Raw genomic sequence first — 12,312 nt, forward strand, 5'->3', positions numbered from 1 at the left:
CTTCATCACGCAGTTTCGCGCTTACCGGGGGAATCCCATGGAAACGTCTGCCCTTCCGTTCGCCGGCACGCCGGCCGATGCACGCGCCGCCGCGAAGAAACGCCGGCTGATCGCGGCCGCCGCCGTCGGCAACGCGCTCGAGTTCTACGACTTCACGGTCTACAGCTTCTTCGCCATCCTGATCGGCAAGCTGTTCTTTCCGGTGCACTCGTCGTTCGGGCAGTTGATGCTCGCGGTCGCGAGCTTCGGCGTCGGCTTCGTCACGCGTCCGCTCGGTGGGCTCGTGATCGGCATGTATGCAGACCGCGTCGGCCGCAAGAAAGCGATGATCCTGACGCTGCTGCTGATGGCGCTCGGCACCGCGACGATCGCGGTCGCGCCGACCTTCGCGCAGATCGGCCTCGCCGCGCCGCTGCTGCTGGTGCTCGCGCGCCTGCTGCAGGGGTTCGCGTCGGGCGGCGAAGTCGGCGCATCGACGACGCTGCTGCTCGAACAGGCGCCGCAGCATCGGCGCGGCTTCTACGCGTCGTTCCAGTTCTCGAGCCAGGGGCTCGCCGCGCTCGCGGGCGCACTGACCGGCGTCGCGCTGACGTCGACACTGAGCGCCGCGCAGCTCGAAAGCTGGGGCTGGCGCGTGCCGTTCATCATCGGCACGCTGTTCGTGCCGCTCGGCTACTGGCTGCGCCGCACCGTCGAGGAAGTGCCGGCTGCCGCACCCGCCGTCGCGCATGACGAACCGGTCGCGTCGCTGCCGCTCGCCGACGTGCTGCGCCATCACGGCAAGGCCGTGTTCGCGGGCCTCGGCGTGACGATCGGCGGCACGTCGATCCACTACATCATCGTGTTCTACATGGCGATCTACGGCGTGCAGGTGCTGCACCTGCCGACCTGGCTGTCGATGACGGCCGGCTGCGTCGCCGGTGCGATCCTGATGCTCGTGACGCCGATCGGCGGCCATCTGTCCGACGTGTACGGGCGCAACCGGATCATCTGGTGGACACGCATCGTGCTGATGGCCGCGGTCTACCCGGCGTTCATCGCGCTGAACCGCTGGCCGGGCGCCGCGTCGCTGCTGTCGATCATCGCCGCGCTGTCGATCGTGCATGCGATCAACGTCGGTGCGACCGGCGCGGTGCTCGGCGAACTGTTCCCGCGTGCGGTGCGCGCGACCGGAGGCGCGCTCGTGTACAGCGTCGGCGTCGCGATCTTCGGCGGCTTCGCGCAGTTCTTCGTCACGTGGCTGATCGCGGCAACCGGCAACCCGAACGCGCCTGCGTGGTATGCGATCGGCTGCGGCGCGTTCACGCTGCTCGCGATACGCTGCATGGACGAAAAGGCCGGGAAGGCGCTCGACTGAGCGGCAGCCGATGCGCGGCACGCGATTGACGCGGTGCGCGCACATCATGCATGATCGCTCCATGCGCCACACCACGACCACGTCTTTGACCACGACGCGCACGACCGCCTTTGGCGGGCTCGTGCGGCGAGTGCGCGCAAGGTCGTAGCGCCACCGATTCCTCACAGGCCCCGCCGGTTCCGGACGGGGTCTTGCCGCTTCTCCGTCCGTGCCGGTCACTCAGGAGAATGCGATGCCCGAAGCCCCTTCCCCCAAACGCGCGCTGCTCGTCGTCGACATGCAGGTCGGGCTGTTTCATGGTTCCGATCGTCCGCACGACGGCGAACGTGTGCTCGCTAATGTCAACCGGTTGATCGGCCGCGCGCACGACGCCGGCGCGCCCGTGTTCGCGGTGCGCCATACCGGTCCCGCCGGCTCGCCGATTGCGCCCGGCTCGCCGCTCACGGCGCGCTGCCGGAACTCGCGATTGATCCCGCGCGCGACACCGTGTTCGACAAGACCCGGCCGAGCTGCTTCGCGGGTACGCGCCTCGCCGAATGGCTGCGTGCGGCCAACATCGGCGAACTCGTCGTCACCGGCATGAAGACGCAGTACTGCGTTGATACGACCTGCCGCGCGGCCGCCGATCTCGGCTTTCGCGCCGTGCTCGTGATCGACGCGCACACCTGCATGGACACGCCGGCACTGCCGGCCGAGCGGATCGTTGCGCATCACAATGCGACGCTCGATGGCCCGTTCGCAACGCTGACGACGACTGAGGCGTGCGGATTCTGATGGACGACGCTGGTGAGACCGCAATGCAAAGGGGCAGACCTTGCAACGGCCTCAGCAAAGACCGGCCGCACGCATTGCTTCGATGCACGATGATGTGTCGCGACCGACGGGCCTACAATGCAAACCTTCATGTTTCAGTCTCTGTTCAATCACGCGTCCGAATGCTCGCGCATGAAGTGTTTCAGCATGGGTAAGAAGAAATCGTGTCCACCGATCAGCGCGAATTCCGTTCCAAAAAGGGGAAGCCACTGGAAGCTGAATTCAATGGACTCGCCACCAGAACTTGGATCGACCTCGAAATGCGTCCAGTGCGTCCTCATAGCAATAGCGTCACTCACCGCGACATGCCGGTGTTGAATCTCGCTTCTGCCGAATGCCCTCATCGAATAGAAGTAGTCGCCGAGAACACGCACGACTCGGGCATCGTCGATGCCACTTTCTTCGCGAAGCTCGCGTAGCGCGGCGGCTACCGGCATTTCTCCCTGGTTCATCGTGCCGGCAACCACCTGCCTCCCGGCTTCCGGGAACCTGGGTTGCGTAAAAGTGAGCAATCTATCTCGCCACGTAAGATAGACCAGTACCTTGCGCCTGATTTGCACGATGATTTTTCTGACCGGAACGGCCCCAACCCGACAACATTTCAACCGACAGTCGACTGTAACTCCTGAACCACTTCGCGCAACGTCCGGATCGCCGTTGATCGAAATACATTCGAGTTGTCGAGTGGTGCGTTCTTGTCCGTCCACGCGATGGCCGCCAAGCATTGCACCCCAACATAATAGAGAAACGCGCTTCGAGGAACCTGCTCACCGTACGTACTCTCCCAGCCCGTGAGAAAGGCACTACGCAGCGCTTCGTCGGAAAAATCCATATCTACCCAGACGATCTTCGCCAGATCATAGGCTGAGTCTCCAATGCGCGCGGCTTCGAAATCCAGAATTCCGGAAACGCGATCGCCCGAGTCGACCAGGATATTTCTTCCGATGTAGTCGCAATGCAGCAACCGGATATCGGACGGCTCACGCAGATCAGTGCCGAAATGTAGAAGCCTATCCAACTGGACACGGTATTCAGGGTAACCCGGGGCAGTCTGGTTTAGGCGTGACATCCACTTCGAAACCATCCCCTCAAGATGAACGCGCCACGCGACGAGGCGTTCCAGCGTCCCGTCACGCTGCTGCCAGAACTTCATCCCCAACAAGCGGGATGGCGTGATCGCGCGATGAAGCTGCGCTAAAGCCGAGCCTGCAGCCTCGGCGAGCCGCAGCTTCGTTACCTGCTCCGCATTGTTCAGAACATGATCAAGGCGATTGCCTGGAATGGCGCTCAGGACGACTACCGCATACTCCCCCCAAGCGGCTTTCCCCAGTATTTTCGGTGCGAAAGAACTCGCTTCGAGCGCCCCCAGGATTTCGCAGTGCCGGTCGAACGCCGCTTTATCCATCGTCGCCTTGACGAACACCCGTCCATGCGAGGTACGACCTTCGGCGACGAACGTGCCATCCCGCTCGACAACCATCCCAAGGTCGTCAACTCGGACGAGTTTTTCCAATGCGGCCAGATCCTTCATGTGAAAAAGATTCCGTGTAAGCGTTGCCAAGGGCATCAAGGTTACACAACGATCCATTAGTCGGGAGAAGACTACGTGTCGGTTTCATGGAACTCAAAAATGCTGCGATCTGGTCTCGACAATTGGCGTTGGCCGTAGGACTGATTGCCCGGCGCAACGCTTGCGGCGCCGTCGTCGCGATTCTCGACTCATGTCGGCTGAAGGACGTCACCGCCGCCGCTTCGCCGAATTGGGTGGTCGAGGTGACTCGCTCCAGCGTTTGCGGCCCGGCAAAAACTTGAGCGAATGTAAATTTACCGAACGTACTTTATGGGTAGCGCAACGCCAACTGTTGAATGGATGATTGGCCCCAAAGCCGTGGACGAAGACTCGTTGCGGCCCATATAGCGTCACGTGACCACGTGTTCGTGTACCGCAACGATCAGACAAACCCCATCAACGCAAAAAGGCACGGACCTTCACCGTCCGTGCCCTTCGCCTATGCAACCCTTCCCACTCAGAACGTATGCATCATCCCCACATACGCACCCGTCTGCGACTCGCCCGTCAGCGGGCTCGTGCCCGACGTCGCGTCGCGCGGCGTCGCGAGCAGCGAGAAGTTCGAGTTGCCGCCGTTGCGCGCATACGCGGCCGTGCCGTACAGGAATGTGCGTTTCGACAGGTTGTACGTAGTGCCGAGCACGTACATGATCGCGTGGCCCGACGGATCGTGCGACGCATCGCCGCCGCCGCTGCCGACCTTCACGTAATATCCGCCGCCCGTCACCGCCCACTGCGGCGTCGCGGTGTAGGTCGCGCCGAGCCAGTAGTGATCCGCGCGATCGGCGACGCCGGCCGGACTGTCCGGTGCCTGGTAGTGCGTATACGCGCCCTGGATCTTGAACTTCGACACCTTCACGTTCGCGCCGACGAAATACTCGCGCGACGCAGTGAAGATGTTGCTGAACTTGCCGTTGTTGTCGCGCAGTTCGTCGTAGATGCCGCGCACGTCGAGTACCGGCGAGTGGTACGAGATCATGATCCCGTCCGAGCGGCCGAAATCGTCGGCCGCGCCGTAGTTGAAGCCGCGCGACTGGTTGCCGAACGCGTATTGCGCCTGCACGTCGAAGCCGCCGATCACCGGGCTGTGATATTCGATGTTGTTGCTGCTTTGCTGCCAGTTGCGGCCGCGCACGAGCGACGCCGACGAAAACGCCTGCTGCACGAACGGATCGAATTCCCACACGCCGTCGCTGTCGATGAACAGGTTGCGGCCGGCCTGCAGCTGGCCCCACGTATCGCTCTTCAGCCCGACATATGCGCGCCGCGACCACATGCGGCCGCCACCGGTCTGGCCGTTCATCACCTGGAACGCGGTTTCGAGGTTGAAGACCGTCGACAACCCGCCGCCCAGATCCTCGATGCCCTTCAGCCCGAACATGCTGGTGCCCCAATCGCCGCTTTCCGCGCTCCAGCGCGACTTGCTGCCGTTCGCCGTGGCGATGTGGTTCAGGTATTCGATGCCGCCGTCGACCCGGCCGTACAGCGTCACGCTCGTCTGTGCGAAAGCGGCCGCCGGCGTGGCGGCCGCGATCAGCCATGCGAAATGTTTGAGTCGCAAAATGATGCCCCCTCGGAATCTCGACCTTCCAGCGCGCGCCCCATGCACGCGCCCCGGGTCTGCTTATCCGCGATCGATCGAAAAACGTCCGGGGCCCGCTGCGCAGAGCGCGAGCAGGCCGCCCGTGATCGCGATGTTCTTGTAGAAATGAATCATGTTGTTGATCTGCTCGCCGCCCGTCATCGTCCAGTAGTGGTGGCCGATGATGCCGGTGCCGATCGTATACAGCGCGAGCAGCAGCGCGAGCGGGCGCGTCTGGAAGCCGACGAGGATCGCGATCCCGCCGAACAGCTCCATCGCGACGGAGATCGCGGCGGACATGATCGGCGCGGGTGCGCCTTCCGAACCCATGAACGCGATGGTACCGGGGAAGTCGACGATCTTCTTCCAGCCGAACATCACGAACAGGATCACGAGCAGGATCCGGGAAAGCAGCAGCAGCACATCGCGCTGGGACGCGAGAAACGGTTGATTCGGTGTCATGGTGTCGATCAACGAAAACGATGCGCGGCACGCGCACCGGATTGCCAATGAACCGGGACGGACAGCCGCCTGCGCCGCCCGCCCCGCTCTGCAACAACCGGCATCGGGGTCCGCCCGATGTGCTGTGCTCCTCCTCTTGTTCGATGCCGCGCTGCTTCGACGTTGCCCTGCTGCGCCGTCGCGCGCCGCGTCAACGCAGCTTCGCGACGTCCTGCTCGGTCACCTTCGCGGCCGGATTGCCGAACTGCCCGGTCAGGTAGTTCGTCAGCGCGGCGATCTGCGCATCCGACAGCTCGTGGCGGAACGCCGGCATCCCGACGTCCTCGCTGCCGGCCTTGCGCTGCACGCCGTTCAGGATCACCTGCACGAGGTTGGTCGGATTCGGTGCGCCGACCGTCGAGTTGTGGAACAGCGGCGGGTAATAGCCGTCCGGCGTGCCCTTGCCCTGCATCTGGTGGCAGGTCGCGCAGTTGCCGAGATAGAGCCGCGCCGGATCGATGCCCGACGATGCGAGCGCGACGCCGCGCAGCTTCAGGCCGTCCTCGGCCGGCTTGCCCCACGACGAGCGCGACTGCTTCGCGTCGCCGCTGGCGACGGCCGGCACCGTGCGGATATACGTCGAGATCGCGCCGATGTCGGCTTCCGTCATCTTCGAGAAGCTGTGCTCGATCGCCTCGGCCATCGGGCCGGCCGCCTGCGCGACGCCCGGCACACTGCCGGTGCGCAGGTACTGGACGAGCTGCTGCTGCGTCCAGCCGCCGATCCCCGCATTCGGGTCGGACGTGATGTTGTAGCCGTCCCAGCCCGCGAGCACCGAGCCCGACAGGAAGCTGCCGCCCGTCTCGTCGAGCGATTTCTCCTGCATCGCGATGCCGCGCGGCGTGTGGCACGTGCTGCAGTGCGCGAGGCCCTGCACGAGGTACGCGCCGCGGTTCCACTCGGCGCTCTGCGCCGGCTTCGGCTGGTACACGCCATCCTTCAGGAACAGCCAGTTCCAGATCTTCAGCGGCCAGCGCATGCTCAGCAGCGCGGGGATCTCGTTCTTCGGCGGCGCCTGCTTGACCGGTTCGACGCCGTGCATGAAGTACGCATACAGCGCCTGCACGTCGTCGTCGTTGATCTTCGCGTACGACACGTACGGCATCGCCGGGTACAGGTTGTCGCCGTTCTTCGAGACGCCGTGGCGCACCGCGCGCTCGAAGTCGTCGAACGTCCAGTTGCCGATGCCCGTATCGGGATCGGGCGTGATGTTGCTCGTGTAGATCTTGCCGAGCAGCGGCACGGGCATCCCGAGGCCGCCCGCGAACGGCTTGCCGCCCTTCGCGGTATGGCACGCCATGCAGTCGCCCGCGATCGCGAGGTATTCGCCGCGCTTGACCTGCGCCGGATCGGCTGCGTCGGCCGCGCGCGCGAGACCCGGCAGCGCGAGGCAGCCGGCGACGAGGAAGGTGAGAGTAGATTTCCGCACGGTCAGACTTCCTTCTTCAGCGTGTCCGACATCCGCAGCGCGAGCGCCGCGATCGTCAGCGTCACGTTCACCGTACCGACGGTCGGCATCGTCGAGCTGCTCGAGATGAACAGGTTCGGATGGTCGAACGTGCGGCAGTCCTTGTCGACGACCGAGTCGCGTGCATCCGCACCCATGATCGTCGCACCCGTGATGTGGTTGTTCGGCGCGAACTCGTCGTTGAAGACGACTTCGGTGCCGCCCAGCACCTTCGCGGCCGTCGCATAGACCTCGCGCGTGTGCACGGCGCCGCGCTTCACGTAGTCGTCGATCGCGTACGTGATCTCGGGGCGCGGGATGCCGATCGCGTCGGTGGCCGTCTTGCTCGGCACGATGCGGTTCTCGGGTTGCGGCAGGATTTCGTGGAAGCAGTCGAACTGCACGTAGCGCGCTGAACGGTCGCGGATCTGCGCGTCGAGCTCCTCGGGCTTCATCAGCTTGCCGCCCTTGAAGATCTTCTGCGTCTCCTGGTTGATGCGCGACATGTTCGACAGGTGGATCTTCTTCGCGGCTTCGGTCGCGCGGAACGGGCCGTCGCGGAAACCGATCAGCGACGTCATTTCCTGCGGGCCGCGGCCCGGCCACAGCTTCTCGTTCGCGTAGAACGACACGCCGGTGCCCGGGTGGTCCATCAGGTTGCGGCCGACCATGTCGGAGCTGTTCGCGACGCCGTTCGGGAAATCGCGGTTCGCGGACATCAGCAGGATCTTCGGCGTCTCGATGCCGTTCGCGGCGACCACGAAGTACTTGCCTTCGACGCGATGGTCGGCGCCCGACTTGTCCTTGTAGACCGCTGCGGTAATGCGCTTGTCCGGACCGGTCTCGAGCTTGTAGACGACCGCGTTCTCGATCAGCTTCGCGCCGGCCTGCTCGGCCTTCTCGACGTGCACGATCCCGTTGTACATTGCGCCGATCGGGCAGATCGGCATGCAATTGTTGTTCCCGCAACAGGTTGGCCGGCCGTCGTACGGGCGGCTGTTGCGCGCGACCGGCTCGGTCACCACGTGGAACTTCGGGTCATGGCCGTTGAGCGCGCTCTTGATCGTCTGCTCGTTGAACGACAACGGCAGCGGCGGCATCGGGTACGGCTCCTTGCGCGGCGAGTACAGGTCTTCCTCGGGGCCCGGGCCCCACACGCCGAGCTCTTCCTCGGCGCGCTGGTAGTAATGCTCGAGGTCGTCGTACTGGATCGGCCAGTCGCGGCCGACACCGTACACGGTCTTCATCTTGAAGTCGTTCGGGATGAAGCGCCACGCCGACGCGGCCCAGTGCCACGTCGTGCCGCCCACCGCGCGGATGTACTGCGAGTTGAACTTGTGCTCGCCCTTCAGGACCAGGTAGTCGTTCGGCGGGCCGTATTCCGGATGCGGCGCCCACGGGCTCGACGGGTACGGGGCCATGAAATCGGTCTTGTCGGACTGGTTGCGAAAGCGCTCGACGATTTCCCAACGCGGCATGCGCGGGCCGGCTTCCAGCAGGATCACCGACTTGCCCGCCATCGCGAGCTGGTGTGCAACGATCGCGCCTGCGACACCTGAACCGACGACGACGACGTCGGCCTTTTGCGTATCGGTATCGGCCATCAGGCTTGCCTCTCGATCGGTTTGTCGGCCCAGAAGCCGGGTTTGTTGGGGCAATACGAAGGGATCACGAGCGTATCGGATACGACGCCGAACATTAATGCTTCTTCGTAGGTAATCACGACGTTGTCGACGATGCCGAGATACCACGCTTCAAGAATCTTCAGCGCGAGCGCTTCCTGATCGGGATTCAGCGAGCCGGACGCGAGTGCGCCGGCGAGTTGCGGCAGGCTGTCGGCCGTCTTGAACGAGCCCTTCTGCAATGCCTGCAGGAAGCGCTGGCCGAGCACGCGGCTCAGCCCTTTCTTGCCGGTCAATGCTTCGGAGAGCGTCATGAACGTATCGAGCGGCGCGGTGCCGGGATCGTCGGCCAGGGCCCGCAACGCCAGCGAGCCCGTGAGGCCCGCCGCGGTCAGCGCCAGTGCGCCCTGCAGCCATTGACGCCGCGTGATGCCGGTTGCGGCTGCGTCGCCATCGCGACGCGAATGGGGGGTGTTGTCGTTGTGCATGTTTCCTTCTCTCGAACGCCGGATTCGGGAAAACCACGCTTGATATTTCTCAAACTTCGGCGCGGACCTGAAATGTACGCGCACAAATCGGATCGAACAATCTTTTTATAGTCCATTAAATGTTCCGCAATCCGAGACAATCGACATTTCGCTGCATTTTTGTGTCGTCGACGCGACAAATCTGCGGCGGTCGCACCGGTGTCGCATGACGGCGACACACTGCGACTGCGCGCGACGATGCGTGCGCATGACCGTCGGTTAGAATCGCGTGCATTGGCATCCTCCCTTCCCTCGGCCAGCCTGCTACGTAGCCGGGCATGAGATTCCTACGGTGCTATACGATGAGCCGTACAGTCACTTCAGTGGGTTCCTGCTTCACAGAGCGGCCCAACCGCACCCTCTCTCCACAGGCTGCAACGCGGTGCCCCCGCGCCAGCACATTGAGTGCGCCGACCACGTCGGCGTGCTCCTCGAAACGACAATCAACACAAACAAACCGCGCTTGCGTCACTCGGCTGTCCCGCGAAATGTAACCACAACGCGGACATGTCCGGCTCGTGTTCTGTGGTTGTACGGCGACAAGCCAACCGCCGCTCCACGTCAGCTTGTACTCCAATTGACGCCGGAACTCGAACCATCCTTGATCAAGAATGGATTTGTTTAGACCAGCCTTGCCCCTGACATTCCTGCCTGGTCTTGTGATACTGCCTGCCGCGGATCCCGACATGTTCTGCACTCGCAGGTCCTCGACACACACCATCGCGTGGTTCTGGCTGATTGTGGTCGTAACCTTGTGCAGAAAGTCGCGGCGAACATTGCCGATGCGGAAATAGAGGCGCTGAATTTTGGCTTTCGCCTTCTTCCAGTTGTTGCTGTACTTCGTTTTGCGGCTCAAAGACTGTTGAGCACGTCGCAATTGAGCCTCATGGCGTCGAAAGCTATTGACCGGGGAAACAAACGTGCCGTCACTGAATGTGGCGAAACGAGTAACGCCAACGTCGACCCCAATGGCACTGGTGGCCTGTGGCACCGGGTTCTCAACTCGACGCTCGGTTTGAACCGAAACAAACCATCTTCCCGCCCTAACAGGCTGTTGAAAAGCGCCTCGTTTTGACGACCGGGGTGCTATTTAGAAAGGTTTCGTATGCGATTGGCCGCTGAGTTGCAGACGTATCGTGCCGGATGCCCCGCTGGCGAGCGGGCCAGCTGGTGCGTTGCCACGCAATGGCCGCGCTCGGGCGGCTCATCGCATCGCTCCCTGCGGCACCGCTGCCAGTATTCGGGCCATTCGAGTCAGGTTACTCGCCAGCATCGTCAGCTTGAAGTGCTGGTCGACTCGTTTGATGCCGCGATACGCGGTCTGTCGAATCCTGCCGACGGTCTTGCCCCAACCGAAGTGCTCCTCGATGCGTTTGCGAATCACTTGGCTGATGCCATAACCGACGTGCCGCGAGGTGCGGCCGTCAATCGCGCTGCCACCTTGATGCGCGTCGTTGCGCGCAACGTGTGGCGTCACTTTGCGCGCTCGGCAATCCCGGACAAAGTCACGCATGTCGTAACCCTTATCGGCCCCGAGCGTCTTGGCGTGACGACCCGGTACGCAATCGAGCAGGCGCAACGCACTCGCTCGTTCGCCGAAACCGTCAGCGTGGCTGACCACTGCGCCGACCACCAAGCCCGATCGGTTCTCCATCAGGATGTGCCCCTGGTAACACAGGATGGACGGCGTGCCTTTGCTCTTCCTAAACAGCCGCGCGTCCGAATCGGTACTCGATTCATGCGTGTCGTTGCTGCGCCGCTTGCCCTTCCAGTCGGTGTCGACATTGCGGCCACCGCCGGCCGGCGGATCGTCCGAGCCATCCTTGGGCCGGAAGCTCTTGTGGCTGGCCCACGCCTGAATCAGCGTGCCATCGACCGAAAAGTGTTCTCTGGACAGCAGCCCTTGCTTGTCGGCCAGGCTCATGACTTCGGTAAAGAACGCTTCGACCACTTCATGCTCGAGCAGACGATCGCGGTTCTTCGAGAACACCGAGTGATCCCAGACGGCATCTTCGATCGCGAGGCCGACGAACCAGCGGAACAGCAGGTTGTAGCGCATCTGTTCCATCAGCATGCGCTCGCTGCGCACCGAGTAAAACACTTGCAACAGCAGCGCACGCAGCAGTTTCTCGGGCGCAATCGATGCTCGGCCGCTGTCCGCGTAGATCGTGCTGAACAGCCCATTGAGTCGCTTCAGCGCTTGATTGACCAGCAGCCGAAGCGGCCGCAACGGGTGATCGGCCGGCACGAAGTCTTCCAGCTTCACCGTCGTGAACAGCGGTTCTTGCATCTCGTCCATTCCGCGCATCGCTCTCGTCTGCCCAAGTTCATGAACACGATATCTCTAACGCACCGCCCTCAGGGCCCGTTTACACCGTATTCAATTTCAACAGCCTGCTAAGGGATACCGTGACGTTTCGCACCTCGCCCAGTACATCTCGACTGTTGCGATATCGAATCCAGCCCAGCTTCGGCAAAAAGATACGACTGTTGACCTGATCCAGCTTGATCTGTTTGCGATCAGGGTAGCGGAAGCTATCCCGACTCCCCTTTTTCTTGAAGCACGGGAACGCCGATCGTTTGGCGAAAAAATTTTTGTAAGCTTGCTCTAAGTTTCTAAGTGAATGTTGCAAAGCATGAACTGGAGCATCCTTCAGCCAGCCTGTTTCCTGGTCATTGCGCCATTCAGTGAGACGTTTGGCCATCGCCACATAGCCGATAAACTTGCCTCCTGCTTCATAGTTCTCTTTTTGCAGCGCTAGAGCCTTGTTGTAGACGAACCGACATGAACCGGCGTAGCAGCACATGTCGCGCCGCTGCTCGTCAGCCGGCATCAGTTCGAACATGAAAGCCTGGAATCGTTGCATCCGGCCATTGTATCCTTACGCCGCAA

General features: G+C 62.6%; 10 protein-coding genes and 3 pseudogenes. 3 read left to right on the forward strand and 10 right to left on the reverse strand.

Annotated features, from left to right (window positions below; all coding sequences use genetic code 11):
• Positions 1-37 precede the first annotated feature (37 nt).
• Both R9B84_RS28020 and R9B84_RS28025 read left to right on the forward strand, forming a co-directional pair.
• The gene (locus R9B84_RS28020) at positions 38-1,357 is read left to right on the forward strand and encodes an MFS transporter (RefSeq protein WP_423763229.1); all 1,320 of its coding nucleotides are present in this window, start codon (positions 38-40) and stop codon (positions 1,355-1,357) included.
• A gap of 232 nt (positions 1,358-1,589) precedes the next feature.
• Positions 1,590-2,131 (forward strand): annotated as a pseudogene (locus R9B84_RS28025) (cysteine hydrolase family protein).
• 149 nt (positions 2,132-2,280) lie between these two features.
• On the opposite strand, the gene R9B84_RS28030 reads toward R9B84_RS28025, so the two are convergent.
• On the reverse strand, positions 2,281-2,682 hold the full coding sequence (locus R9B84_RS28030; protein WP_423763230.1) for an NUDIX domain-containing protein: 402 nt from the start codon (positions 2,680-2,682) through the stop codon (positions 2,281-2,283).
• Between the two features lie 89 nt (positions 2,683-2,771).
• Positions 2,772-3,701, reverse strand: coding sequence for an aminoglycoside phosphotransferase family protein (locus tag R9B84_RS28035; RefSeq protein WP_423763231.1), 930 nt, complete (start codon positions 3,699-3,701; stop codon positions 2,772-2,774).
• Between the two features lie 86 nt (positions 3,702-3,787).
• Between R9B84_RS28035 and R9B84_RS28040 the strand changes: the two genes are divergently transcribed.
• Positions 3,788-3,982: a hypothetical protein gene (locus R9B84_RS28040; protein ID WP_423763232.1), complete on the forward strand. Its 195-nt coding sequence runs from the start codon at positions 3,788-3,790 to the stop codon at positions 3,980-3,982.
• A gap of 215 nt (positions 3,983-4,197) precedes the next feature.
• Here the strand turns inward: R9B84_RS28040 and R9B84_RS28045 are convergent, their stop codons facing one another.
• The 8 genes and pseudogenes from R9B84_RS28045 to R9B84_RS28080 all read right to left on the reverse strand — a co-directional run.
• Positions 4,198-5,301 carry a porin gene (locus R9B84_RS28045; RefSeq protein WP_423763233.1) on the reverse strand — a complete coding sequence of 368 codons (1,104 nt, stop codon included), beginning with the start codon at positions 5,299-5,301 and terminating at the stop codon, positions 4,198-4,200.
• A gap of 63 nt (positions 5,302-5,364) precedes the next feature.
• A complete protein-coding gene (locus R9B84_RS28050; protein WP_423763234.1) occupies positions 5,365-5,784 on the reverse strand; it encodes a DoxX family protein in 420 nt (139 codons plus the stop codon).
• A gap of 190 nt (positions 5,785-5,974) precedes the next feature.
• Positions 5,975-7,252: a c-type cytochrome gene (locus R9B84_RS28055; RefSeq protein WP_423763235.1), complete on the reverse strand. Its 1,278-nt coding sequence runs from the start codon at positions 7,250-7,252 to the stop codon at positions 5,975-5,977.
• A gap of 2 nt (positions 7,253-7,254) precedes the next feature.
• Positions 7,255-8,874: a GMC family oxidoreductase gene (locus R9B84_RS28060; RefSeq protein WP_423763236.1), complete on the reverse strand. Its 1,620-nt coding sequence runs from the start codon at positions 8,872-8,874 to the stop codon at positions 7,255-7,257.
• A complete protein-coding gene (locus R9B84_RS28065) occupies positions 8,874-9,380 on the reverse strand; it encodes a sugar dehydrogenase complex small subunit (protein ID WP_423763237.1) in 507 nt (168 codons plus the stop codon). Before R9B84_RS28065 ends, R9B84_RS28060 begins: the two co-directional genes overlap by 1 nt.
• 334 nt (positions 9,381-9,714) lie before the next feature.
• Positions 9,715-10,461 (reverse strand): annotated as a pseudogene (locus R9B84_RS28070) (RNA-guided endonuclease InsQ/TnpB family protein); the annotation flags it as partial.
• 162 nt (positions 10,462-10,623) lie between these two features.
• Positions 10,624-11,718, reverse strand: a complete 1,095-nt coding sequence (locus tag R9B84_RS28075) for an IS5-like element ISButh5 family transposase (protein WP_423759388.1) — start codon at positions 11,716-11,718, stop codon at positions 10,624-10,626.
• A gap of 97 nt (positions 11,719-11,815) precedes the next feature.
• A pseudogene (locus tag R9B84_RS28080) lies at positions 11,816-12,286 on the reverse strand (RNA-guided endonuclease InsQ/TnpB family protein); the annotation flags it as partial.
• Positions 12,287-12,312: the final 26 nt, after the last annotated feature.

Origin of the sequence: Burkholderia sp. NLJ2 (assembly GCF_049487195.1) — a bacterium.
Taxonomy (GTDB): domain Bacteria; phylum Pseudomonadota; class Gammaproteobacteria; order Burkholderiales; family Burkholderiaceae; genus Burkholderia; species Burkholderia pyrrocinia.

Coding starts and splice junctions, on each gene's coding strand:
- R9B84_RS28020 (WP_423763229.1), top strand. CDS start 38: ATGGAAACGTCTGCCCTTCCGTTCGCCGGCACGCCGGCCGATGCACGC.
- R9B84_RS28035 (WP_423763231.1), bottom strand. CDS start 3,701: ATGAAGGATCTGGCCGCATTGGAAAAACTCGTCCGAGTTGACGACCTT.
- R9B84_RS28040 (WP_423763232.1), top strand. CDS start 3,788: ATGGAACTCAAAAATGCTGCGATCTGGTCTCGACAATTGGCGTTGGCC.
- R9B84_RS28050 (WP_423763234.1), bottom strand. CDS start 5,784: ATGACACCGAATCAACCGTTTCTCGCGTCCCAGCGCGATGTGCTGCTG.
- R9B84_RS28060 (WP_423763236.1), bottom strand. CDS start 8,874: ATGGCCGATACCGATACGCAAAAGGCCGACGTCGTCGTCGTCGGTTCA.
- R9B84_RS28065 (WP_423763237.1), bottom strand. CDS start 9,380: ATGCACAACGACAACACCCCCCATTCGCGTCGCGATGGCGACGCAGCC.
- R9B84_RS28075 (WP_423759388.1), bottom strand. CDS start 11,718: ATGGACGAGATGCAAGAACCGCTGTTCACGACGGTGAAGCTGGAAGAC.